The organism is Stenotrophomonas sp. GW821-FHT02D01 (genome assembly GCF_059421765.1).
This window is the reverse complement of the sequence record NZ_JBWKVP010000001.1, coordinates 26170-50323: the sequence shown is the minus strand read 5'-3', so window position 1 is coordinate 50323 and position 24154 is coordinate 26170. Positions and strand designations below refer to the sequence as shown.

The window sequence follows — 24154 nt, the reverse complement described above, 5'->3', positions numbered from 1 at the left end:
ACGGACCGGGCGCAGGGTCGCGCCTACGGAGACCTCATGTCCTCGCAATACATCTACACCATGAACCGCGTGTCCAAGGTGGTCCCGCCCAAGCGGCAGATCATCAAGGACATCTCGCTGTCCTTCTTCCCGGGCGCGAAGATCGGCCTGCTGGGCCTGAACGGCGCCGGCAAGTCCACCGTGCTGAAGATCATGGCCGGCGTGGACACCGATTTCGAGGGCGAAGCCCGTCCGCAGGCCGGCATCAAGGTTGGCTACCTGGCGCAGGAACCGGAGCTGGACCCGACCAAGACCGTGCGTGAAGCGGTTGAAGAAGGCGTGGGCGAAGTGCTGCAGGCACAGGCTGCGCTGGACGCGGTCTACGCGGCCTATGCCGAAGAAGGCGCCGATTTCGACGCACTGGCCAAGGAACAGGAACGCCTGGAGGCGATCCTCGCCGCCGGCGATGCGCACACGCTGGAAAACCAGCTGGACGTGGCCGCCGATGCGCTGCGCCTGCCGCCGTGGGATGCCATCGTCGGCAAGCTGTCCGGTGGTGAAAAGCGCCGTGTGGCGCTGTGCCGCCTGCTGCTGCAGAAGCCGGACATGCTGCTGCTCGACGAACCGACCAACCACCTCGACGCCGAGTCGGTGGAATGGCTGGAACAGTTCCTGGCGCGCTACACCGGCACCGTCGTGGCGGTCACCCATGATCGCTACTTCCTGGACAACGCCGCCGAGTGGATCCTGGAACTGGACCGTGGCCGCGGCATTCCGTGGAAGGGCAACTACACCGACTGGCTGACCCAGAAGGATGAGCGCCTGAAGCAGGAAGACAACCAGGAAAAGGCTCGCCAGAAGGCGATCCAGAAGGAACTGGAGTGGTCGCGCCAGAACGCCAAGGGCGGCCGCACCAAGGGCAAGGCCCGTCTGGCCCGCCTGGAAGAGCTGCAGTCGGTCGATTACCAGAAGCGCAACGAGACCAATGAAATCTTCATCCCGCCGGGCGAGCGCCTGGGCCAGGCGGTGATGGAATTCAAGAACGTCTCCAAGAAGTTCGGCGACCGCCTGCTGTTCGACAACCTGAACTTCCTGGTGCCCTCGGGCGCCATCGTCGGCATCATCGGCCCCAACGGTGCCGGTAAGTCGACCCTGTTCAAGATGATCACCGGCCAGGAAAAGCCGGACACCGGCGAGATCGTGGTCGGCCCGACCGTGCAGCTGTCCTACGTGGACCAGAGCCGCGACGCGCTGGAAGGCAACCACAGCGTGTTCCAGGAAATCGCGGGCGGCCTGGACATCCTCAACATCAACGGCATCGAGATCCAGTCGCGCGCCTACATCGGCCGCTTCAACTTCAAGGGCCAGGACCAGCAGAAGATGGTCGGTTCGCTGTCCGGTGGTGAGCGTGGCCGCCTGCACATGGCCAAGACCCTGCTGCAGGGTGGCAACGTGCTGCTGCTCGACGAACCGTCCAACGATCTGGACATCGAAACCCTGCGTGCGCTGGAAGATGCGCTGCTGGAGTTCCCGGGCAACACCTTCGTCATTTCGCATGACCGCTGGTTCCTGGATCGCATCGCGACCCACATCCTGGCGTTCGAAGGCGATTCGCACGTGGAGTTCTTCCAGGGCAACTACCGCGAGTACGAAGAAGACAAGCGCCGCCGCATGGGCGACGACGCTGCGCCGAAGCGCCTGCGCTTCAAGGCGCTGAAGTAAGCAAGAACGAAAGGCCGCGCTCGCGCGGCCTTTCGCCTTTCATGGGCTGCAATCGATTTTTATTGACGCTTTTGACCCTTTCGCGACGCGCTTCAACGCCACCCGGCTGAAGGCTGCACGTGTAAAGCAGTGTTGATTCCTTGTCGCACACGGCATCCTCCGTACTTTGCAACTCGTTGTATGTTCCCGGCCCAACGCTTCGGTTTTCCTACGCACCCGATTCATCCCCCTCGTAGGAAAACACCATGAAAGCACTGATCTCCACCACGGCAGCGCTGCTGCTGTCGGGCACTGCCGCGGCCGCGCCGGCGAACTGGGAAGGCATCTACCTGGGTGCCCATGCCAGCCATGGCGAAGGCCACAGCCAGGACCGCAGCAACGTCAATGCCTCTGAAAAGAGCATCCGCGGCTTTGCTGGCGGGCTGCAGGCCGGCCGCAACTGGCAGTTCGACAACAATGTGGTTGCCGGGATCGAAGGCACCCTTTCCTTCGGCAACGTCAACCAGGAGTGGAAGGACCGCGACAACCACCAGTACAGCTCTTACTACGGCAAGGATGCGGTGACCCGTTCGGGCGCAGTCAACCTGACGCTGGGTTACGCGGCGGGCCAGTGGCTGCCGTACGTCAGCGCCGGCGTGAGCGTGGCCCGCCAGGAGTTTTCGCTGGGCTGCGACAAGTCGCTGGTGGAGGCCACCAACGGCTGCCGCGTGGCCGAATTCGAAACCCGCGCATCCCATGTATCCACCGGCGCGAACGTCGGCGCAGGCGTGCTGTACCGCTTCAGCGACCAGCTTTCGGCGGGTGCGGAGTACCGTTACACCCATCTGGGCTCCAGCCCGGTTTACCTGGAAGATCCCAACTACCCGGCTGCGGCGCGACGCAGCTTCCATACCAACTACAGCAGCGTTACGCTGAAGTTGAACTACCACTTCTAACCGCCTGGCGACGCACCCGCCGGTCCTTCGGGCGGCAGGGCGTGCAGGTACGAGAGATCTGCGATGTCCCTGTTCGAACGCCTGTTCCAGCTGCAGCAGCACGGCACCACCGTGCGCACCGAGCTGCTGGCCGGTGTCACCACTTTCCTGACGATGTCCTACATCGTCTTCGTCAATCCCGAGATCCTGGGCACCACGGGCATGGATGCCGGCGCGGTGTTCGTGGCCACCTGCCTGGCCGCGGCCCTGGGCTCGGTGGTGATGGCGCTGGCGGCCAACTTCCCGGTGGGCATGGCGCCGGGCATGGGCTTGAATGCGTTCTTCGCCTTCACCGTGGTCGGCGCTGCCGGCCTGCCCTGGCAGCAGGCGCTGGCGGCGGTGTTCATTTCGGGCCTGGTGTTCCTGGTGCTGTCGCTGACCGGCGTGCGCGCGTGGCTGGTATCGGGCATTCCGGCGTCGCTGCGGTCGGCGATCGTGGCCGGCATCGGCCTGTTCTTGGCCATCATCGCGCTGCAGAAATCCGGCGTGATCATCGGCAACGAGGACACGCTGGTCGCGCTGGGCCCGCTCAATACCGCGCCGCCGCTGCTGGCACTGGGCGGCTTCCTGCTGATCGCGATCCTGGAGGCGCGGCGTGTGCGCGGTGCGATCCTGATCGGCATCCTGGCGGTGACCGCGGCCGGCTGGGCGTTGGGCGATCTGCAGTACCACGGGCTGGTGTCGTTGCCGCCAAGCCTGGCGCCGACCTTCCTGCAGCTGGACCTGCCTGGCCTGCTGCACCACAACGGCGGCGCGCCGATCGCCGTGCTGCTGCAGGTGGTGCTGGTGTTCGTGCTGGTGGAAGTGTTCGATGCCACCGGCACGTTGTATGGCGTGGTCGGCCGTGCCGGCCTGCTGAAACTGCCGGGCGCGCAGAAGCGGTTCGGCCGCGCGCTGCTGGCCGACAGCACGGCGATTGTCGCCGGCTCGCTGCTGGGCACCAGCAGTACCACCGCCTTCGCCGAAAGCGCCTCGGGCGTGCAGGTGGGCGGACGTACCGGTTTGACCGCACTGGTGGTGGCTGCCTTGTTCCTGGCCGCGCTGTTGTTCTCGCCGCTGGCGGCAATGGTGCCCGGCTATGCCACCGCGCCGGCGCTGCTGTTCGTGGCCGGACTGATGCTGCGCGAACTGGTGGAAGTGGACTGGAGCGACCTGACCGAGTCGGTGCCGGCGGCGTTGTGCGCGCTGGCGATGCCGTTCACCTATTCCATCGCCAACGGCCTGGCCTTCGGCTTCATTGCCTACGCCGCGCTGAAGGCCGGCACTGGTCGCTGGCGCGAGGTGCACCCGGCGGTGTGGCTGGTGGCGGTGTTGTTCGTGCTGCGTTACGCGCTGGAGTGATCCGGCGGGCGCATGTTCATCATGCGTGGCCCGGTTCACCCGTTGCGAACGGTGCTCTGGGATGATGACTGCATGTCCACGCCCCTGCTGCCTCCCGATCCATCTTCGCCACTGCGCCGGCGCCTGCTGCGCGCCGCCCTGCTGGCGCCCGTTGCGGCGGCATTGACCACCCTGCCCGGCTGTTCGCTGCCGGAACAGGTGGACGGCACCTTCCTGCAGCCATGGCGCAGCCACCTGCAGTGGCGCATGGCCGATTGGCAACGCTCGCTGCAGCTGGCACGCCGACTCGGCTGCAGGCAGCTGGTGCTGCAATGGAGCGGCATCGTCGGTGGCGCCGAGGGTGATTGGCAGCTACCCGATACCAGTGTGCGCATGCTGTTCACCGCAGCCTCGGAAGCCGGTATCGCGGTTCGCGTCGGCCTGCCGTTCCAGCAACGCTGGTGGCAGGCCATCGGCGGAGACGACGCCGCACTGCAGGCCTTCTTCGCCGACAGCCTGACGCAGGCGCGGGCCTGGCTGGCACAGGCGCCCTGGTCTCGCCTGCAGGCATTCAATGGCTGGTACATCCCCTACGAACTCGAGCAGTACCACTGGGCCGATCCCGCCCGTCAGCAATGGTTGGCGCAGTGGCTGCACGGCATCTCCCAGGCGGCGGTCGAGCGTGGTGGCGACTGCGCGATCTCCTGCTATTTCAGCCGCCTGCAGACCCAGGGCGACCTGGTAACCCTGTGGGATGCCGTTCTCGCGCAGGCATCGGTCAGACCCATGGTGCAGGATGGCGTGGGTGTTGCCGGCGCCGGCAACGTACAGCAGCTGCAGCCGCTGCTGCAGCATCTGCGCACGCGTGGCGTGGCCTTCGATGCCATCGTCGAACTGTTCCGCGAGCTGCCCGGCGAGAACAACGACGGCACCCAGTTCAAGGGCGAAACCGCTGATGCCGCCCGTATCGAGCGACAGCTGGCCTGGGCGCGCGACAGCGGCGCCGAGCACGTGCTGGTGTACGCGCTGGACCCTTGGCTGTCGCAGGACACGCCGGAAGCGGCCGCATTGCGCAAGCGCTGGGGGATCTGACCCCGGTACCGACGCGCAAGAAGCGTTACAGCGTGCGGCCGATGATGTCGCGCAGGATCTCGCTGGTGCCACCGAAAATCCGCAGTGCACGCGCGTCGGCCCAGGCACGCCCTATTCCATATTCGCTGCTGTATCCGTAGCCGCCGTGCAGCTGCAGCAGGTCGTCCAGCACCTTCCCTTGGACTTCGGTGGCGTTGAGCTTGGCCATCGCCGCGCGGGTGGGATCCAGTCGGCCGCTGATCTGCTCGCCCAGGCACTGGTCGAGGAAGCTGCGCAGCATCGCCAGCTGTGCCGTGGCCGAGGCCAGCACGAAGCGCGTGTTCTGGTGGTCGATCAGCAGCCGGCCGAAGGCCTTGCGCTGCCGCACGTAGGCCACCGTCTCAGCCAGCATGCCTTCGGCCGAGGCGGCCGCGCGCAATGCGATGGCCAGGCGCTCGGCCGCCAGGTGTTCTTCCAGATAACCGAATCCGCGCCGTTCCTCACCCAGCAGGTGATCGGCCGGCAGGAACACGTCTTCGAAGAACAGTTCGGTGGTGTCCTGCGCATGCTGGCCGATCTTGGCCATCGGGGCACCGCGGCTGACACCCGCAGCGGCCAGGTCCACGCAGAACAACGTCAGGCCGCCGGCACCGAGTTCCGGGGCGACGGTGGCCACCACCACGGCGACGTCGGCATTGCTGCCGTTGGTGATCCAGGTCTTCTGCCCGTTCAGTCGATATCCGCCATCCACCGCGTCGGCACGGGTGCGAACCGTCTTCAGGTCACTGCCGGCATTGGGCTCGGTCATCGCAATCGCGCCGATCGCTTGACCCCGTGCCATCTTCGGCAACCAGGCATCGCGCACGGCTGGCGTGGCGTACTGCATCAGATACGGCGCGACCATGTCCGAGTGGATCGAGAAGCCGATGCCCAGATAGTTGGCGCGTGCCAGTTCCTCGATCACGCAGGCGGCGTGGCCGTAGTCGCCCCCCATGCCGTACGGCTCGGGCAACTGGCAGTTGAGCAGCCCAGCCTCGCCCGCCGCGCGCCACAGCGCACGGGGTGTGATGCCATCGCGCTCCCACTGCGCGTACCCGGGCGCGATCTGGGCGTCGATGAAGCGACGGACCTGGTCGCGGAACAGTGCGTGGTCCTCGCGGAATACCGGCCGGTCTGCCATCGGATCAGCGGCCCACCGCGTCGGTGCCACTGAGCTGGCCCTGCAGCACCGGTGCGTTGGCGCTACCGGTCAGGAACAGGCTGTAGTGATCGCCGGGCTGCAGCGCAGGCAGTTCGACTGCAGCACTGTCCTTGCCGCCGCAACCGGCCACCAGCCGTGCCTTGACCGGATTGATGCCACGCGCGGCACTACGGCCAGCGGCGACCGCCGGGAACACCACTGCGCCCTTGTCGGCCATTGCCAGCTTGCCTTGTGCGCAGTTGCCAGCGAGGTTGTAGAAACGGATTTCGGCCTTGAGCGCGTCGCTGCTGCCACCGCCGTCTTCGAGCACGTTGAAGGGCTTGGCCGCTGCGCCGGGATCCAGCACCAGGGTGGTGAAACTGCCGGCGGCCACGGCTGGCTGCGTGCGGGTCTTGCCGGCCACGCGCACGCTGAACGGCTTGCCGCCTTCAACGATCGCATAACGGGTGGCGCGTGCTGCCGGCCCGACGTTCTGGTCGGCACCATTGGCGATACCGGCCTTGAGCACCGTGCTGCCCGGGTTGAGCACGCGCACGAAGGCAGAGCCAGCGGGCGGGCGCGCGGCATACAACTGGGCCAGGCGCCCTTCCGGTGCACCTTGGGCGAAGCCTGCACACGGCGACAGCAGCAGCGCGGTGGCGACCAGCGATTTCAGGACAGCATTCATGCGGGTTTCTCCGTCGTGCGGAGCGTGCGCGCCAGGATCTGGTAGCGCTGCTCCAGTTGCTTGCGATCCACCTTGTTGCTGATCGTCTGCGGCAGGGCATCCACGGCGAACAGCTCGGAAGGAATCATATAAGGCGGCATGTAACGTTCGAGCTGGCCCTTCCAATCCGCCAGGTCCGCTGGCGGACGCTGCAGTGGGCCGGTCTGTGGCTGCGTGGTTTCAACAAAGCCGATCATCCGCACCAGGCTGCCATCGGGCCGCCGTAGTACCACGGCGGCTCCTGCGACCACGCCAGGCAGGCGGGCCAGGCCGACATCGACCTCGGCCAGTTCAATGCGGTAGCCATTGAGCTTGATCTGGTCGTCGCGGCGGCCACGGAAGTAGAACCGGCCCTGCGCATCGACATCACCCAGATCACCGCTGCGGTACGCACGCTTGCCGTTGTGTTCGAACAACACGCCAGCATCCAGGTCCGGGCGCTCCAGGTAGCCACGCATCACATGGTCGCCAGCCATGCAGATTTCGCCGTCATCGAGGAATACCTCGGCATAGGGTTTGCCGATGCCGATCGGGAACGGGTTGGGTGCAGCCGCACGCAATGCCGGATCGATTTCCACCCACGTGGTGGAACAGGTGGCTTCGGTCGGCCCATAGGAATTGATGATGCGCACCTGCGGGAAGCGCGCCCACAACTCTTCAGCCACGCGCGGCGTGAGTGATTCGGCACCGAACACGAACACCTGCAGGTCGGGCAGGTGCGTGGCATCGAAACGCGGATTGAGCATCTGCTGGCGCACGAACGAGGGCGTGGATGCCCATACGGCCACGTGCGAATCGCGCAGATGGTCGACGAACTGTTCGCTGCTGGCGATCACCTCGCGTGGGCACAGCACGCAGCAGCCACCCAGGCCCAGCGCGCCACACAGGTCGAACAGCGAGAAGTCGAAACTGAAGAGCATCTGGTTCATGAACGCCGGCGCCGGGCCCAGCGTCAGGCAGTCGCGGATCCAGCCGGTGAACAGCGCAACGCTGTCGCGGCCGATCTGCACGCCCTTTGGGTCGCCGGTGCTGCCGGAGGTGAACATGATGTAGGCCAGATCCGGCACCGCCAGCGCTCGCGGCGCGTCGGCACCGGGCAGGAACGCGTCGGCGGCAGCATCGTAGACCCCACGTGCGTGCACCAGCGTGGTGATGCGCTGCAGGCGGGCTGGCGGGTTGATGGTGTCCACCGGTACGTAGGTCACGCCCAGGCAGAGGCAGCCGAGCATGGCCACCACGAAGGCGGATTCCTTGTGCCCGGAGATCACCAACGCATCGCCCTGCCCCAGGCCAGCAGCACGCGCACGATCGATCCACTGCTGGGTGGCGCGATGCAGCCCGGCCCAATCAAGTACGCCATCGGCCGCATGCAGGGCGGGTGCCTGCGTGGCGACATCCAGGTCGGCGAAACGGCATTGGTCGAAATCGAAGTACATCGCGCTACCTCCAGTACCCGCGGGCGATCAGCTGGGGCGGTGCTCGGCCACGTAGTCGGCCAGCACCTGCACCGAATCAACCAGGGCGTCGATTTCATCCACCGGCAGGGTGACGCCAAGACGGTCCTTGACCTCGACCATCAGCTGCACCTTGGACATCGAATCGAAGAACGATTCCATGTATTCGTCCGGCTGCACGCGGGTACCAATCACCGCCTCGACGATATCGATGAGCTGGTTCTGGATTGTCTGCTTGTCCATGTTGGAATCCACCTTTTTCAGAACTGGAAATAAAGGAAACGGGTTTCTTTGTGCAGGTTCAGCAGGCACAGCGACAGCAGCACCAGCATCACCAGCAGCCAGGCCCAGTTGGGCTGCCAGCGCATCCACGCGCGGGGTGCCGGGCTGGGTTTTGCCAGCGAGGGAGAATACACACCCATGATCTGGTGCGCGTTCGGTGCCAGCCAGACAATGGCCAGTGCCACCAGGATGTACAGCAGCTGCAGGTGATGGCCCAGCAGCAGACGCACGCCATCGGCCAGGCCCATGCCTGCGACATGGCCAAGGTTCTCCATGCTTTCCCAGCCGCGCACGCCGAACATGCCCTGCACCAGCTGCCACGCATCGTGCACGCCATCGGCGCGGAAGAACGCTTGCGCCACCAGCACCGCGCCGAAGGTCAGCAGCAGGTAGCCCGCGTGCTGGAACGGATTGAGCTTGCGCATCGCGGCCGGCTTGCGACCGCCGACAAAGACCCGCCACGCATGGTTGATGACCAGGTAGGTGGCATGCAGCAGGCCGAAGATCAGGAACTGCATGCCGGCGCCATGCCAGATGCCGGCCAGGCCCATCGCCCACACCGTGGGCAACACGATCATCGAGAAGAAGCCGCCGGCCGATGCCACTGCGGTGGGGCCGGTGGCACGGCCATGGCGGGTGCGCCAGCGGGTCACGGCCATCGCGACCGGGTAGTACAGGTAGGCGGTGATGTAACGGGTGAGCGTCATGTGCCAGCGCGCCCAGAAGTCGATGATGCTGGTGGCCTTGTACGGCGAATTGAAGTTCAGCGGGAAGCGGATTCCGAACATGCGGGCCAGGCCCAGCGCCATGTCCGAATAGCCGGAGAAATCGAAGTACAGCTGCAACGCATAGCTGAGCGCGGTGGCCCACGCGCCCCAGAACTGCACATCGCCGGTGGAGGCGAAGCCGGCATCGGCATACGGCGCGATGCTGTCGGCGAGCAGTACCTTCTTGGCCAGGCCGATGACGAACAGCATGCCGCCGATGGACAGGTTCTCGGCCTGGAAGCGATAGGTCTCGCGCTTGCTGAACTGCGGCATCATCTCCTTGTGGTGCAGGATCGGGCCGGCAATCAGGTGCGGGAAGAAGGTCACGAACAGGACATAGCTGAGCGGGCTGCGGTCGTTGACCACGCCGGCACGGCAGTCCAGCAGGTAGCCGATCTGGGTGAAGGTGAAGAAGGAAATGCCCAGCGGCAGGATCAGCGTGTCCATCGGGCCGACGTTGAAGCCGATGTCGTGGACGAAGTTCACCATTGCCGCGAAGTACTTGTAATGCACCAGCAGCAGGATGTCGGCGGCCACGCCCAGCGCGGTGGCCAGCAGCTGCAACCGGGGACGCTTGGCCAGCGACAGGATCACCAGGCTGACCAGGTAGTTGAAGATGATCGAGCCGGCCAGCAGGATCACGAACTGCGGATTCCACCAGCCGTAGAACACGATCGAGGCCACGCACAGCCACAGCGCGGCCAGCCGTGGCCGCAGCGCGCCCAGCAGGTAGTGCACGCCCAGCGCGATCGGCAGGAATATCAGCAGGAACAGGAAAGAGTTGAACAGCATGGTCGGTCGGCGCTCAGTCGATACCGGCCAATGCCTTCTGCTCGCCTTCGGTCAGCGGCAGGGACAGGGCCATTTCGGAAAATTCCCAGATCACCAGTTTCACGGTGGGCGGCCACGTCGCCTGCTGCGGCAGTGCCGCCAGCAGTGCGCCGGAAAACTGGCCGCCGTCCATGCTCTGGTTCCACACTTCGCGCCCCAGGCCATGGCCCAGGCGTTCGGCAAACAGGCTGCGGCGGCCGTTGGAGCTGCCCAGCAGCAGCACCTCCACCGGCGGGGTTTCGTCCAGCAGGCCGCCACTGCGCAGCGGCGCGATGACCTGCTCCGGCTCCAGGTCCAGCGGCGGCCGCCATGATGGCGGTGCGTGTTCCAGGCCCGCCAGCACGATCAGGTCGCCCATGCGCGGCTTCGGTGTTCCCAGTGGCCCAACCTCGAAGGCCTGGCTGCCCTGCCCGCCCAGCAGCGGCAATGCCACCGCGCTCACCGCGTCGGCCGCGCGCTGCGCGCCAATGCGGTTCATATGCACGTCGGTACGGAAGAACACCGGCGCGTCCTGCCCGGCCAGCACCGGCAGCAGGTCCACGCTGGCCACGTTGGCAGCGGACAAGGCCTGCTGCCACTGCCCGTAGCGCGCACGCATCGGTTCGGAATAGCGCAGGCCACAGGTGTGCGCCTGCTCGATGCGCGACTTGTCCGGCACCACCACCACCACCAGCTTCGCACCGGTGGCCTGCAACTGCTGCGACCAGTGCTGCATCAGGCGCACGCGATCGTTGAATACCTTGGCACCGGCACCCGGCTGCGGACGCAGGCCATCGCGATAGAACAGCCAGTCCGGGCACCCCAGCGCCACCTGCTCGCCAAGATCGCCCAGCAGGCGATAGCGCACGGCGGCCCCCAGCAGGTCGCCCTGGGCCTGGATCGGCAGCCGCAGGGCCTGGTTGATCGCCTGCCCGGCTTCGCCATCTGCCCAGCGCGAGGGCAGCAGTTTCTCGGCCGGCAGCTTGGCGTTGGCCAGCATCCAGGCACCGGCGCAGACGCCGATCAGCAGCAATGCCGATACCACCACGGCGGTCAGCCGATGGGCACGCGGTGGGACAGCAGGTGGCAGGGGCGCGGGCGCCCCGGGACGGGCATTCATCGGATCACTGCCCCAGCGCCTTGTGCAGGCGTGCCTTCCATTGTTCGGGGGTCATGATCGAGGCGTTGTCCCACTGGCCGCGTGCATCCGGGCCCTGCGGGTAGGACGGTTCGAACATCTGCCAGACCAGCACCTGCGGCTTGTTCTGCTTGAACGCGGGTGATTCCAGGTACTCCAGCAGCATCACCCAGTGGCCGACGTTGCCGGGCTTCCAGTTCACCGATACCGGGCGGTCGATCAGGTTGGACAGCTTCTGCGGGAAACCGAAATACGGCTGCACCATGCTGTGGCCGGTCACGTGCACCGGCGCCGGTGCATCATCCAGCAGCGACTGCTGTTCGGCCTGGCGGCGCACGGTGAAGGTATCGCGGCCGATCGCCTTGCGCTGTTCATCGGTCAGGAACAGCTCGGCCAGATCGCCGAAGCGGCGTTCCTTGATCTCGCTGCCCAGCGGCATGCCGCTGCCGGCCTGCCCGGCCAGGGTCGGCACCTGCTCTTTCACCTTCGCGGCGACGGCAGCGGCCACTGCGTCGGCGGCCGGCTGGGTCCAGTGCTGATCGCTGCGATAGAACACCTCCTGGCCGCCCTGCTTGACCTGCCGCATCGCCTGCAACGCATCGACAGCCGGCACGTGGGCATTGACCAATCCCTCCAGTTCCAACGCATAGCGACCACGCACCGCATCGCCCAGGCGCTTGCCATCGGGCAGCTTGTCTTCATAGAACAGGGCCTTGTCCGGCAGCACCAGCACCTGCAACTTGACCCCGGCGGCGGCCAGCGTGCGCTGCGCCTCGGCGATCAGCGCCGTGTTGCGGGCGACGGCGGCACTATCGACTTCGGTCAGGCTGCCCCAGGCCGGGAACAGCCAGCCATCCTTGCCAGTCAGCACGATGGACGAGTCCTGGTTGGCCGCGGCAACGGGCGCGGCAGGTGCCTGCGCCAGCAGGGGACCGGCGGCGGCCAGCGCGCACACGGCGGCCAGCAGCAGCAAGCGCGGTCTACGTGCGGACGGTACGCGGAGCGTTGCAGAGAAAACTGATTTCATCGGCAGATCCTTCATGCAGCATCAGTAGTAAAGGGTGGCAGTGGCGAACAGTCCCTTGGCCCGCTGGGTATCGCCGCCGCCTATGGCGAAGCGGTAGGACACCGACAGGTCCAGGTAGGAGCGCGCCGCGTTGTAGTGGTCTTCGCGGAACCAGTAACGGACGCCGACGCCAGGACCGGCCCCGAGCGACCAGCTGCGCTGGGTGTCGGACAGGTTGAACGACTGCGGCCCGATGCCGGGATAGTCGATGCCGCGCACCCGCGAGCGCTGGTCCTGCCAGTCCGCGCCCAGCACCAGGTAAGGGGTCAGCAGCCAGCGGGTCTGGTCGGCACCGAAGCGGTAATTGCGCCCGGCCCGCAGTTCTGCCGCGGCGAAGGCCTGCTGGCGGCGCAGGCGGCCATTGGATTCACTTACGCGCTGGGACGGCGCGCCGTTGGCGTCGAGTGCATCGACGGTGAAGTGGGCACGGTTGTCATCCCAGCTCAGGCCGGCCTGGGCGTAGCCGCTGATCGTCCACCACTGGGTGACGTCGGTGCGCACGCCGGTGCCGTTGTAGAACCCGTAGGTGGCGTAGGTCATCCAGCCACCGGCGCTGTCGTTGAGCCGGTAACGGGCCAGCAGGTTGGCCTGCAGCGGGCGTTCGGATTCGATCTGGATCTGGCAGCGCATGGCGGCGGAGTCGGCATAGATGCCGCCGCGCCGGGTCGCGCTGCCGAGGAACTGGCGGCGTTCCAGGCCGACGCTGAGGCCGGTCTGGCCGAAGGCATAGCGCACGCCGAACGAACCGACGGTGGACGGCCAGCCGGCGATCGAACGCGAACGGCTGAGGCGCTCGGCGCGTTCACGGTTGTCCGGCGTCGCCTGCCCGGTGCAGGGGTCGGTGAACAGCAACGATTCGAACGTACCGCCTTCGTCGTACAAGGTATTGGCGATGCGCGCGTAGGCTTCCAGCGTGCCGTGCTGGTTGTTGGTGGCCTGCGGCCGCCAGAAGGCTTCCAGGGTGCTGAACACCGAAGCGCCGGGCGTGCTGATCGATGCCCCGCCCAGGTTGGTGGCCGCCTGGCGCGACCCGCGGTAGCCGGCCGAGGCGGTCACGCCCCAGTCGCGCGAGTAGCCGGCGATGGCACTGCGCGTGTTGTAGCGCTGCGCCTTGTCCAGTGGCAGCTGGCCGGCGTCGGCAGCGTCGATCGCGCCGCGCAGCAGGGTCACGGCCTGGCGGTGATCGCCGCTGGCGGCACTGGCATAGGCCTGGTCCATCATCACCGTCTTGGGCGCCTTGCCGGTGGCCTCGGCGGCTCGGAAGTCAGCCAGCGCCAGCGCCGGTTCGCGCGCCGCCTGATTGAGGTAGCCACGCTGCATCAGCAGGCCCGCATCATCGGGGTGGGTGGCCAGCGCGCTGTCCAGGCGCTGGCGCGCCTCGCCCTGCTGGCTGCGGTTGCCGGCGGCCAGGGCCGTGGTCAGCAGCCCTTGCAAGGTCGCACTGTCCGGAGTTTCCTGCACGGCCTGGCGCGCTTCGCTGATGGCCTGCTGGTAATCCTGCCGGCCATAGGCCGCATAGGCGCGCTGTGCCGGGCCGCCTTCGCCCTGCAGATCGGCGGGCATCAGTTCGCACTGGGTACCGTAAGGCGTATCGCGGCACTGCTGGAACGGCGCCGGATAGGACTGCAACGTCAGGGTCTGGCCGGCGCGTGCGCCACGGATCGCCTTTTCGCGCTGGGTCACCGCCTCGCGGATGCCCTGCCGTGAGGACGCGTCTACGTCGTCCAGGGGATCGGCCTGCAGCGGCGCCAGCAGCGCGGTGGCACGGTTGCGATCACCGGCAGCCACTGCGGCGTCCACCGCCAGCAGGCGCACGTTTCGGCGCTGCTGGTCATCGAGCCAGTCCTGCTGCAGGGCCGCGTCGAAATCGGCGTTGGCCTGGGCAGTGTTGCCCTGGCGCTGGCGCAGATAGGCCCGCATCACCAGGGCGACGGTATCGTCGGCATCGTTGTCCAAGGCCTGGTCTGCGGTGCGCTCTGCTTCTGCCAGCTGCCCATCGAGCAACTGCGTGGTCATCAGCAGCAGGCGGTGCGAGGCGACGTCGGGCGCACGTGCCACCGCTTCGCGGGCGAACCCGACGGCGGCCCGGAAATCCTGCGATATCAGCGCCTGGTAGCCTTCCTGTGCCGGTTTCACTGCACGCTGACGGCCCAATGCCACGCGCTTGGCGCGTAGATCTGCCACATTCGGTGCGCCCAGCTGCAGTGCGGTAGCCGCCGCAGCGTCGGCCTGCTCCAACTGCTGCTGCGCTTCCAGCGAGGCGACCCACAGCATCGCCCATGCACCCTGCTGCGGCTGCTGGCGGAAGGCCTGTTCGGCCTTGCTGGCGGCCACCGCCATCTGGTCGTTGTTGTAGGCGGTATAGGCTTCGGTCGCGATGGCGAATGCCTGCTGGTAAGCGCGCTCAGCCGGCGTCTGTCGTGCCGCCGGCACGGCGCGGGTACCACCGCCGATGGCAGCAGCGGCCGCCGGCGCGGTGGCCAGCCCCGGCAATGCCGGATCCTTCAGCCCCGCATCCAGCGCACGCCGCGCCTGCTGGCGTGCCTCGTCACTGCGACCGAGCTTCTGCAGCGAATAGATCTGCAGCAACCGCAGGCGCACCACATCCGGGCGCAGCCGCGATGCTTCGCCGGCCTGTCGCAGGGCCGTGCTGTAATCGCCACGCTCGTAGGCGGCGAACGCCTGCTCGGCCATGCGGTAGGCGGGCCCGGACAGCGGCAATGGCACGTCGGCCTGCGCGTATGCCGGGGCAGCGGCCGCCAGGGCAACGGCGATGACGGTGGACAGCAGCGAGGTCTTCATACCGTTGCAACTCCGGGAGGCGGCGACTGCAGCATCGCCGCGCGGCGGCGTTGTTCTTCCATCGCCTGGGCGATGGCGTCTTCGGTGGCGATGCCCCGCTTGACCAGGTAATCGCCGATGCGTCCATCACGCTGGGGCTTGTACTCATCCAGTGCGATCTCGAAATGCGCGTGGTCGATCAGGCGCATTTCCACCAGCAGGTCGCCCAGCAACGGCACGGTATCGATGCGCCAAAGCTCGGCGCCACTGATCATGCGCAGGCCGGCGTTGATCTCGCTTTCGCGGGCGATGCTCTGCTCGACCTGGGCGTTGCCGGTTTCCTGCTTCAACAGATCCAGCGCGGCCTCCGACAACGGATTGGCAACGGCCAGCCGCAGGGTACCTTCCTGCAAGGGAGGCAACGGCAGCATGCGCCACTGCACGCAGGCGTCGACGCTGACCGGGAACCCGCCCCGGCCCAGATAATCGACGTCGATCACCGCACGCTGCAGGTCGCCCTGGAAGGCAATCGCCTCGGCCAGCGTTTCATCATCCAGCCAGCCCTGTGACAGCAGGATGCGGCCAAGCGGTTGCTGGCGTCCGCCTTGCTGTTGCTGCAGCGCCTGTTCCAGGCGCTCGGGCTCGACCGCCTGCCAGGTGGTCAGCAGTTCGCCCAGGCGCTTGCGGGTCTGCACCAATGCCGCGGCGTCGGGGAAATCATGCATGGTCTTGTCCCAGACCATGCGCTTGCCGAAGAACAGATAGGCCAGGAACATCCGCCACGCGCGTGCGGTGGCCATGAAGTTGACCATGTTGCCGACCACCATGCGTGGGATCGACATCAACGCGTGTTCCCATCCATACAGCCGGTTGACGAAGTAGAAGCGCTGCACCACGCGCGTGGCCAAGGCAGCGGTGGTCAGCAGCGCGACGTTCATCTGCCAGCTGCCCGCCTGGAACACGCTGGGGTACTGCAGGTTCCACACACCGGTCATCTTCAGCAGCCAGAACAGCAGCAGCTGCAGGAAAATCAGGTAGGCGATGATGCTGACAAAGGAGGTGATGATGCCCTTGCGATCGCGCGCCAGCAGATACTTGGTCGCCAGCGAGCCGCGCCAGCCCAGCGTTTCCCAGCTCTGCAGGCCGATACCCAGTACCCAGCGCGCCTTCTGCCGGTAGGACGCACGGAAGTTGTCGGGAAAATACTCGCGTACGCACAGCGCCATCTGCTGGGTGCGCTCACGCACCGGCCCCCAGCCGAACCAGGACGGTCGCCGCACCAGGAACTGCACCGGGAAGCGGGCGAAGATCGAGTGCATTCCCATCGCCGCCAACCGTGCGCCGACGTCATAGTCTTCGGTCAGGCTGTCTGTATTGAACGGCTGGTTGCCGGTGGCCTCGCTCAGCGCCAGCAGCGCACGTCGCGAGAAACAGGTGCCCACGCCCGCCGACGGCACCATGCCGGACACGCTTTCGCGCACCACCAGGTCCTTGGCATGCCATTCGGCGAACTCGTCCATGTACACGCCGGCCACCAGTTCGTACCACTCGCGGTCCAGCGAGGTGACCGGCAGCTGGATCATGTCCTTGCGCGGCAGCAGGTAGTTGAAGAAGCGCAGTTCCATCGGGTGCAGCACGTCTTCGCTGTCGTGCAGGATGACCCCGGCGAACTCGATGTCGTGGCGCTTCTCGTAGTCGAAGATTGACAGGATCAGCCAGTTCAGGCAATCGGCCTTGCTGGTCGGGCCGTCATGCGGCACTTCCACGCGGCGCAGGCGCTTGTAGCGGCGGCGCATGCGTTCGACTTCGTCTATGGTCTGCTGATCGTTCGGATAGGTGCCGACGAACACCACGTACTCGCGGTAGTCGAGCACGTCGATCATGTTCTCGACCATCTGCGCGATGACGTCGTATTCCATCCACGCCGGCACCATGATCGCCAGCGGCTGCTCCGGCCGCTGCAGCAGGTCCTGCTGGGTCAGCGGCTTGTACTCGCGACGCTTCTTCACCGTCAGCGTGCGCCAGCTTTCGCGCACCCAGTACCAGACGTCGATGAACAGGTCATCGAGGCTGGAAATCAGGATCAGCACGGCCACCGCCGCTGCCACTGTTTCCAGAGCAGCGTAGTAGTTGGCCAGCTGGATGTTCCAGAACAGACCGTCCACGGTCGATCAGTGCCCGGTGCTGGCGGACTTGCGGCGGCGACGGATCTGGGTGATGCGGGCGGCCGCCAGGGCGAACACCACGATGCCCACCAGCAACAGCAGCCATACCATGTGCTGTTCCCATTTCGACTGCGGATTGCCCTCCTGGGCGATACGCGAACCGTAGGGATCCTGGCTGTCGAAATCGCGGACGACGTCGCTGCCATCGATCACGGCCAGGTCACCCCGCAGCAGCCGGAACGGCGCAGCCAGTGTCGGCCCCTCTGTGCCGAGGTCGCTGTACAGCACGCCGATCTGACCACCTGCCGAAGCCACCTGCACTGCCGCGGCCTGCTGCAGGCCGCGGAGGTCCAGGAGCGGCTGCGGCTTGCCGGCAATCACCAGCTGGCCATCCTTCAGGCCCGCCAGCGAGACACCGGACGGTGCCAGCGCGAAGGCCAGGTAAGGCCTGGTCGGACTGATCGCGGCGCCCGCATCCACTACCTTGAGGCTGGCCGCTTCCGGCGATGCGCCCACAGCGCTGGCAATGGCAATGACCTTGGCCAACGAGGTCGGCGCATCCTGCAGCCAGGTAGCCGGCACGAACACTTCATTGGCATGCGCCAGCTGGCTGGCCGCGCCGATGAAGTCTGCGCCGAGCGTGCGCTTGGCCAGTTTCAGGTGGCTGCTGGGCAGGATCGACACCGGGAACGCGGTAGCGGGATCGTGGCAGTAAGGCCGCGCCGGCTGCCGCAGGAAGCTGACCCGTACTTCATTGCGGGCCGACAACGCGTAGGTGGGCACCTTGGCAACCAGCCGCTGCGGCTTGCCATCGGTGGACAGCACCTTGGCCCCCAGCAGGTAGTCGTTGAAGTAGATCGTTGCAACCGCGCCCTGCCCGGCCGCATTGGGTGCAGCCGATACATCCAGCACCACCTCTTCCGGCAACCGGCCATCGGCCGACAATGCGCCCAGTTCAAAGGTGGCGCTGCGATCGCCACGAGTGACGATGTCCTGCGTACCGGCGATGTTGCCCAGCCGGCTCAGCAGTACGCGATCCCCTTCCATCGCGGGTGCGACCGCCTGCGTGACCTGCAGTGAACGCCCCAGTGCATAGTTGCGCCACTGCTCGGACAGCAAGCCTGCCACCTTGCCCCCGGCCGCGGGGTCGACCACCAGGGTCGGCCGTCCGGCAACAGTGGTCACGCTCACCGAGGCATTGGCCACCGGCTTTTCCAATGCCGCCATGTCGGCCGCCCGCCAGGTGCTGAATGCACTGGCGGCATCTGCGCCGCTGGCACCGACCTGCACGGCCAGCGCATCCAGTGCCGCTCGCACGCCGTTGCGCAGCGCATCGCTGCCGATCATCACATCGGCTGCGAGTGGGCCGCTGTCACGCAGCGACAACAGCGCACCGACTTCGGCCAGATCCTTGATTGCGTGCGCGCGCTCACCGGCTGCCAGCGCCGCGTAGGCAGGCACGCCCTGCAGACTGGCGGGAATGATGATGCCGGTCAGGTCCACGCTGTCGCCGACCTTGGGCAGTGCGACCACATCAACCTGCTTGCCTCCGGTCTGCAATGCTGCACCGATGCGCCACGCCGCATCGTAGGTCGATGCCTGCAGCGCCTTGCCCTCCACCAGCAGGCGCACGCGCGGCGGCAGTGCGCCCCAGGCCTTGGCCACGGTGTCCACCGCACGTCCATCGAAGCGATAGCTGAAGCGCGAATCCGGCGACAGCCGCAGCACGTTGGCTGGCGCGCTCTGGTCCGCGCAGCGGTAGTCGGAAACGATCGACCACCAGCCCACGCCGACGCGGACGAAGCCGTTCTCGCGGGGCTCGCCGTCAATGGCCAGCAGCTGGCTGGCGTCGCCCTGCGCGTCGGTGATCGAACGTGCCGCCATCGGATCGCCATCGACCGACCACAGCCCCGACGTGCGCCCGGTATGGCCACGCACATAGCGGCCATCCAGCTGCAGCTGCGCATCGCGGGTCGGCACGCCCACGGGTACGGGCAGGTAGACCTCGCGCTGGCTCTCCTGCCCGCTGAGCACCAGCGGCTGGCGGAAGCCGAGCTGGCGCAGCGTCATCTGCCGGCTTACCGTGCTGTCCCCAGTCCATTCGGTGAACTGGCCGGCAGCGCTGTCGGCAGCGCCAGCGGCAGCGGAGCTCGCCAGGGCCAGCACGGAGGAAACAACGAGGAAGCTACGTCGGCCGGTCTGGGTCATGGCGTCACTTCTTGTAGAGGGGTGGGAACAGGGCCGGCACTGCGGTGGCCGGTAGCAAATTCGGGCAGTGGATCTCCGCGCAGGGCCGCGACGATGCGCGCACTGGCTCGGCCATCACCGTAAGGACTGGCGTCGGGGTCGAAACGGGTTGCATGTGATGGTTGTTGCAACGCGGCGTTGACGGCATCGACGATCCGCGTCGGCGTCGTGCCGACCAGCTTCACCACCCCGGCATCGACCGCCTCCGGACGCTCGGTGACATCGCGCATCACCAGCACCGGTTTGCCCAGAGCGGGCGCTTCTTCCTGCACGCCGCCGGAATCGGTAAGGATCACGTCGGCGCGTTGCATCAGGCGCACGAAGCTCAGGTAATCCTGCGGCGGCACGAGGTGCACGTTGCCCAGATGGCCCAGCTCGGCATTCACCGGGCCCTGCACGTTGGGGTTGAGGTGCACCGGATAGAGCACCTGCAGGTCTTCGCGCTGGGCCAGCTCGGCCAGTGCGCGGCAGATGTCCAGGAAGCCCTGGCCGAAGCTCTCGCGGCGATGGCCGGTGACCAGCAGCAGGCGACGCTCGGGATCAAGCATCTGGAAGGGCGCATCGGCGCGGGCGCGCAGTGCCGGGTCGCGATCGAGCTGCTGTACGGTCTGCTGCAGGGCGTCGATGACGGTGTTTCCGGTCACCAGGATCCTGCCGCCGAGGTGTTCGCGTTCCAGGTTGGCGCGGGAACTTGGTGTGGGGGCAAACAGGAAATCAGAGACGACATCGATGACGCGGCGATTCATCTCTTCCGGCCACGGCCGGGTGATGTCGCCGGTACGCAGGCCAGCTTCGACGTGTCCCACCGGAATGCGGTGATGGAAGGCAGCGACTGCAGCGGTCATCGCCGTGCTGGTATCACCGTGGACCAGCACGCGATCGGGCCGCACCTGCGCATACAACGCATCCAGGCGCTCGAACAGCTTGGCGCACAGGCCGTTGAGGGTCTGGTTGGGAACCATCACATCAAGATCGTGATCGGCGGTGATCTCGAACAGCGACATCACCTGGTCCAGCATCGCCCGATGCTGGCCTGTGGTGCAGACGATGGATTCGATATCCGGCGCCTCACCCAGCGCCTTTACCAGCGGCCCCATCTTGATTGCTTCAGGACGGGTACCGAAAACAGAAAGAACCTTCACCGCAGAACTCCCTCAAGACCTGCAAACATCCTGTACGCGGATCGTAAGCGATCTCGTGAAGTTCGGCCACGTAAATGTGATACGCATCACAAAGACGCGCAGCAAGCCGGATGAAGCAACTGACGCAAAGCGTCACTATGTGACGCTGGGGCCCGTTTCAGGAGGCAATTCGAACACCTGCCGCAGGTAGGACAGGTAGCCCGGGTCGTCGCACATGCTCTTGCCCGGCGAGTCGCTGAGCTTGGCCACCGGCTGGCCGTTGCAGCGGACCATCTTGATGACGATGTTCAGCGGGGTCGGCCCCAGATCGTTGGTCAGGTGGGTGCCCACGCCGAACGCCACCTGGCAGCGGCCACGGAAGTAGTCGTACAGGCGCATCACCTTGGTGATGTCGAGCCCATCGCTGAACACCAGTACTTTGCTGCGCGGGTCGACCCGGCGCAGCTGGAAGTGGGCCAGCATTCGGTCGCCCCAGTCGAACGGGTCGCCGGAATCATGGCGCACGCCGTCGAACAGCTTGCAGAAATACATGTCGAAGTCGCGCAGGAACGCATCCAGCCCGACAACGTCGGACAGGGCGATGCCAAGGTCGCCGCGGTACTCGCGCGCCCACGATTCCAGCGCCGCTACCTGCGAATCGCGCAGGCGCGGGCCCAGCGCCTGGAACGCCTGCAGGTATTCATGGGCCATGGTGCCGTGCGGGGTCATGCCGTACAGGCGCGCGAAGTGCACGTTGCTGGTACCGACCAGCTGCGGGCCCAGCGCATCGCGCAGCAGCGGCAGCAGGCGCGCATGCCAGTCGCGCGAGTAGCGGCGGCGGCTGCCGTAGTCGGCGATGCGGCACTGTTCGAAGCCAGGGGTATCGCGCAGCAGCGCGGCCTTGGCCTGCAGGCGGCGTTCGCCTTCGGCGAAATCCGCCGTGGTGGTGTTGCGGAACCAGACTTCGTTGATGATCGCCAGCAGCGGCACTTCGAACAGGATGGTGTGCAGCCACGGACCGGTGATGTCCAGTTCGATCTCGCCAGGCACCGTCTTCGACGCGCGCAGCTGGATGTATTTGCGGTCCAGGTGGAACAGGCCGAGGAAGTCGGCGAAATCGGGCTTCACGAAGCGCAGGCCACGCATGTAATCCAGCTCTTCATTGCTGAAGCGCAGGCTGCACAGGTGGTCGATCTCCTCATCGATCTGGTCGATGTAGCGGGCCAGTTCGATACCGGGGGTGCGGCATTTGAAACGGTACTGAACCTGCGCGCCGGGGTGCTGGTGCAGCACCGCCTGCATCATGGTGAACTTGTACAGGTCGGTGTCGAGCAGGGACTGGATGATAGGCATGGGGGAATTATGCGCCCGTATGGGTGAACCGGGGTCCGTGGTGGAGGTGGCGCCCTCACGCGCTCTGCAGTCGATCCACGCCATGTGTGGATGATCCTGTGGCAGCGCGTTACAGCGACCTGCGCAGCAACCTCGGCACCTGCACCACTGCATGGGCCCAGATCGCCCCCCACACCGCCACCCGCACCGGCAACGACCGCTGCGGCGCTTCGAACTTGCTGAAATAGCGCCATAGCCCGCGATGCTTGTGCCATTCCACGAAGAACGGGCGCGAACGGCTGGACACCCCGCGCACGTGGGTCACCTTCAGGTCGTTGGCGATGGCGACCACGCCACCGGCCTCACGCACGCGGCGGCACAGGTCGAGGTCTTCGGCGTGCAGCCGGTAGCCGGCATCCCAGCCGCCGATGCGATCAAACAGGGCGCGGGGCATCAGCAGCAGCGCACCGGACAACGCAGGCACCTGCTGCAACGGCTGCGCCAGGTCGCGGGCAATGGCCAACCGCGCGCCACGACCGGGCGAGCGCAGCATGGCAAGGAAGTCCGGATCACGGCGCCGTACCGCGTCATCGGCCTGGCCCTGCTCGTCCACCTGCTCCACGCCCAGCAGACTGTCGCCCACCGCATTGGCGCGGTCACGCAGGGCTGCCAGCGTATCGACTTCGACCATCAGGTCCGGATTGATGAAGGCCAGCCACGGGCTGCGTGAATCGGCAACGCCTTGGTTGTTGGCTGCGGCAAAACCGGGGTTATCCGGGTTGGCGATGAAACGTACACGCGGATCATGGCTGGCGTGGCGCTGCACGACTTCCAGGGTGTCATCCAGCGATCCATTGTCGACCACCCGGATCTCGGCCACGTCCTGCGCCTGGCGCAGCCGCGACAGGCAGGCATCGATGGTACTGCCGCTCTGGTAGGTGACGACGATGGCGGCAATGGCGGAATTCAAACAGGCGGCTCCAACGGTGATGGCGGGACGAACAGGTCGCCCTGCCCGCGCGGCATTATCGCCTGCTGCAGGCCGTGCTGCAGGTCCTGGCGCAGCGCGTGCAGCGGGTCGTGCATCAGGAAGTCAGCCAGCCGCGGTACCCAGCCTGGCCAGCGCGCGGCCAGTGCTTCCAGATCGCCGTCGCGGCTGGGCGCTTCACTGGCACGGCTGACGAAGGCGTTTTCGCACAACACGTTGCGCCAACCGAGACCGGCCATGCGCAGGCTCAGATCGACCAGCGCCGCGTTCCAGCCCAGGTAGCTTTCTGCATCCAGGCCACCGGCGCGCCGCCGTGCATTGGCGCGCACCAGTACGGCGTGGGTGACCGCCGAAGGGAGTTCAGGATGCAGAGTCGGCAGCGCGGCGCAGACATGGGCCAACAGCGCTGGGTCGTCCGGTTCGGGGTTGAGCTCACCCAAGCGCGGCCACGCCGCAGTTTCGCCCACGTTGCACCACGGCGTGGCCGTGGCAATGGCCGCGTCGCGTGCAAACGTGGCCTGCAGCTGCTGCAGCCATCCCGGTGCAGGCACGCTGTCCGGGGCCAGCACCGCGACGTCCAGGCCATCGCAGGCACGCAGCATTTCGTCCAGGTGGGCAACCTCGCCGAGTGGCCTGGCGCGGCGGGTGTATTCGGCCTGCAGCGGGGTGTGCGCCAGCCAGTGTTCGACCACCGCCTGTGCGCGTGGCCCGGCCTGCGCGTCATCGGCCAGCCAGATCGATGTTCCCGCTGCGGTACCGGCATCAAGCGCGGCCAGGCAGCGGTCAAGTACCGCGTCGTCCACGCCCAGCGGCAACAACACGATCGCCCCCATCCCGCCTCCGTGGTTGTCGGTGGCCACAGCGTAGCATCGGGTGGGTGTCGGCCGGGTTGCACCCGGCACCCGCAGAGGCCGCAGCAACGGCAACGGCAACAGCAAAAGCTGGCTTCCTGGGAATGGCGGGGTGGGTCCGGTGGCAGGGGACGCCGTGAATCCATCCCTGGAGGCTTGGCCGCGGCATCCATGCCGCG

Annotated in this window: 18 protein-coding genes; 4 read left to right on the top strand and 14 right to left on the bottom strand. The window is 66.5% G+C overall.

Translation table 11 applies throughout. From position 1 onward, the window contains the following. The first annotated feature begins 36 nt into the window (after positions 1 to 36). The 4 genes from ettA to AC07UW_RS00145 all read left to right on the top strand — a co-directional run bounded on the left by ettA (position 37) and on the right by AC07UW_RS00145 (position 5087). Positions 37 to 1701, top strand: coding sequence for an energy-dependent translational throttle protein EttA (ettA, locus tag AC07UW_RS00160; protein WP_025876664.1), 1665 nt, complete (start codon positions 37 to 39; stop codon positions 1699 to 1701). A gap of 245 nt (positions 1702 to 1946) precedes the next feature. Continuing rightward, positions 1947 to 2636: an outer membrane protein gene (locus AC07UW_RS00155; RefSeq protein WP_495211189.1), complete on the top strand. Its 690-nt coding sequence runs from the start codon at positions 1947 to 1949 to the stop codon at positions 2634 to 2636. A 63-nt stretch (positions 2637 to 2699) separates the two neighbouring features. Continuing rightward, complete coding sequence (locus tag AC07UW_RS00150; protein WP_025876668.1) at positions 2700 to 4016, top strand: NCS2 family permease; 1317 nt, start codon at positions 2700 to 2702, stop codon at positions 4014 to 4016. A gap of 72 nt (positions 4017 to 4088) precedes the next feature. Then, a complete protein-coding gene (locus AC07UW_RS00145; protein WP_200867516.1) occupies positions 4089 to 5087 on the top strand; it encodes a DUF4434 domain-containing protein in 999 nt (332 codons plus the stop codon). Between the two features lie 25 nt (positions 5088 to 5112). Here the strand turns inward: AC07UW_RS00145 and AC07UW_RS00140 are convergent, their stop codons facing one another. The 14 genes from AC07UW_RS00140 to AC07UW_RS00075 form a co-directional block, all read right to left on the bottom strand. Further along, entirely contained in the window at positions 5113 to 6246 is a 1134-nt protein-coding gene (locus AC07UW_RS00140) for an acyl-CoA dehydrogenase family protein (RefSeq protein ID WP_336024612.1), read from the bottom strand. Positions 6247 to 6250: 4 nt separating this feature from the next. Further along, complete coding sequence (locus AC07UW_RS00135) at positions 6251 to 6934, bottom strand: alginate O-acetyltransferase AlgF (RefSeq protein WP_495211188.1); 684 nt, start codon at positions 6932 to 6934, stop codon at positions 6251 to 6253. Continuing rightward, positions 6931 to 8409, bottom strand: coding sequence for an AMP-binding protein (locus AC07UW_RS00130; RefSeq protein ID WP_495211187.1), 1479 nt, complete (start codon positions 8407 to 8409; stop codon positions 6931 to 6933). Before AC07UW_RS00130 ends, AC07UW_RS00135 begins: the two co-directional genes overlap by 4 nt. 27 nt (positions 8410 to 8436) lie before the next feature. Then, positions 8437 to 8670, bottom strand: a complete 234-nt coding sequence (locus AC07UW_RS00125; RefSeq protein ID WP_032978935.1) for an acyl carrier protein — start codon at positions 8668 to 8670, stop codon at positions 8437 to 8439. Positions 8671 to 8687: 17 nt separating this feature from the next. Further along, positions 8688 to 10268 carry an MBOAT family O-acyltransferase gene (locus tag AC07UW_RS00120; RefSeq protein WP_495211186.1) on the bottom strand — a complete coding sequence of 527 codons (1581 nt, stop codon included), beginning with the start codon at positions 10266 to 10268 and terminating at the stop codon, positions 8688 to 8690. Positions 10269 to 10281: 13 nt separating this feature from the next. Then, positions 10282 to 11406, bottom strand: a complete 1125-nt coding sequence (locus AC07UW_RS00115) for an alginate O-acetyltransferase AlgX-related protein (protein WP_495211185.1) — start codon at positions 11404 to 11406, stop codon at positions 10282 to 10284. 4 nt (positions 11407 to 11410) lie between these two features. Continuing rightward, positions 11411 to 12451, bottom strand: a complete 1041-nt coding sequence (locus AC07UW_RS00110) for an alginate O-acetyltransferase AlgX-related protein (protein WP_495211184.1) — start codon at positions 12449 to 12451, stop codon at positions 11411 to 11413. Positions 12452 to 12472: 21 nt separating this feature from the next. Next, positions 12473 to 15292 carry an NfrA family protein gene (locus tag AC07UW_RS00105; protein WP_495211183.1) on the bottom strand — a complete coding sequence of 940 codons (2820 nt, stop codon included), beginning with the start codon at positions 15290 to 15292 and terminating at the stop codon, positions 12473 to 12475. Then, positions 15289 to 17436, bottom strand: coding sequence for a glycosyl transferase family protein (locus AC07UW_RS00100; RefSeq protein ID WP_495211182.1), 2148 nt, complete (start codon positions 17434 to 17436; stop codon positions 15289 to 15291). Before AC07UW_RS00100 ends, AC07UW_RS00105 begins: the two co-directional genes overlap by 4 nt. A 6-nt stretch (positions 17437 to 17442) precedes the next feature. Continuing rightward, on the bottom strand, positions 17443 to 19644 hold the full coding sequence (locus AC07UW_RS00095; RefSeq protein WP_495211181.1) for a hypothetical protein: 2202 nt from the start codon (positions 19642 to 19644) through the stop codon (positions 17443 to 17445). Beyond that, entirely contained in the window at positions 19641 to 20825 is a 1185-nt protein-coding gene (gene wecB, locus AC07UW_RS00090) for a non-hydrolyzing UDP-N-acetylglucosamine 2-epimerase (RefSeq protein WP_495211180.1), read from the bottom strand. The genes AC07UW_RS00095 and wecB overlap by 4 nt, the downstream gene beginning before the upstream one ends. A gap of 135 nt (positions 20826 to 20960) precedes the next feature. Further along, positions 20961 to 22157, bottom strand: coding sequence for a nicotinate phosphoribosyltransferase (gene pncB / locus AC07UW_RS00085; protein WP_032978918.1), 1197 nt, complete (start codon positions 22155 to 22157; stop codon positions 20961 to 20963). Positions 22158 to 22266: 109 nt separating this feature from the next. Next, complete coding sequence (locus tag AC07UW_RS00080) at positions 22267 to 23106, bottom strand: glycosyltransferase family 2 protein (protein ID WP_495211179.1); 840 nt, start codon at positions 23104 to 23106, stop codon at positions 22267 to 22269. Further along, complete coding sequence (locus AC07UW_RS00075; protein ID WP_223494203.1) at positions 23103 to 23957, bottom strand: glycosyltransferase family 2 protein; 855 nt, start codon at positions 23955 to 23957, stop codon at positions 23103 to 23105. The genes AC07UW_RS00080 and AC07UW_RS00075 overlap by 4 nt, the downstream gene beginning before the upstream one ends. Positions 23958 to 24154: the final 197 nt, after the last annotated feature.

Bases quoted from the DNA above. Each gene is read 5' to 3' on its own strand.
- ettA (WP_025876664.1), top strand. From the start codon at position 37: ATGTCCTCGCAATACATCTACACCATGAACCGCGTGTCCAAGGTGGTC.
- AC07UW_RS00155 (WP_495211189.1), top strand. From the start codon at position 1,947: ATGAAAGCACTGATCTCCACCACGGCAGCGCTGCTGCTGTCGGGCACT.
- AC07UW_RS00150 (WP_025876668.1), top strand. From the start codon at position 2,700: ATGTCCCTGTTCGAACGCCTGTTCCAGCTGCAGCAGCACGGCACCACC.
- AC07UW_RS00145 (WP_200867516.1), top strand. From the start codon at position 4,089: ATGTCCACGCCCCTGCTGCCTCCCGATCCATCTTCGCCACTGCGCCGG.
- AC07UW_RS00140 (WP_336024612.1), bottom strand. From the start codon at position 6,246: ATGGCAGACCGGCCGGTATTCCGCGAGGACCACGCACTGTTCCGCGAC.
- AC07UW_RS00135 (WP_495211188.1), bottom strand. From the start codon at position 6,934: ATGAATGCTGTCCTGAAATCGCTGGTCGCCACCGCGCTGCTGCTGTCG.
- AC07UW_RS00130 (WP_495211187.1), bottom strand. From the start codon at position 8,409: ATGTACTTCGATTTCGACCAATGCCGTTTCGCCGACCTGGATGTCGCC.
- AC07UW_RS00125 (WP_032978935.1), bottom strand. From the start codon at position 8,670: ATGGACAAGCAGACAATCCAGAACCAGCTCATCGATATCGTCGAGGCG.
- AC07UW_RS00120 (WP_495211186.1), bottom strand. From the start codon at position 10,268: ATGCTGTTCAACTCTTTCCTGTTCCTGCTGATATTCCTGCCGATCGCG.
- AC07UW_RS00115 (WP_495211185.1), bottom strand. From the start codon at position 11,406: ATGAATGCCCGTCCCGGGGCGCCCGCGCCCCTGCCACCTGCTGTCCCA.
- AC07UW_RS00110 (WP_495211184.1), bottom strand. From the start codon at position 12,451: ATGAAATCAGTTTTCTCTGCAACGCTCCGCGTACCGTCCGCACGTAGA.
- AC07UW_RS00105 (WP_495211183.1), bottom strand. From the start codon at position 15,292: ATGAAGACCTCGCTGCTGTCCACCGTCATCGCCGTTGCCCTGGCGGCC.
- AC07UW_RS00095 (WP_495211181.1), bottom strand. From the start codon at position 19,644: ATGACCCAGACCGGCCGACGTAGCTTCCTCGTTGTTTCCTCCGTGCTG.
- pncB (WP_032978918.1), bottom strand. From the start codon at position 22,157: ATGCCTATCATCCAGTCCCTGCTCGACACCGACCTGTACAAGTTCACC.
- AC07UW_RS00075 (WP_223494203.1), bottom strand. From the start codon at position 23,957: ATGGGGGCGATCGTGTTGTTGCCGCTGGGCGTGGACGACGCGGTACTT.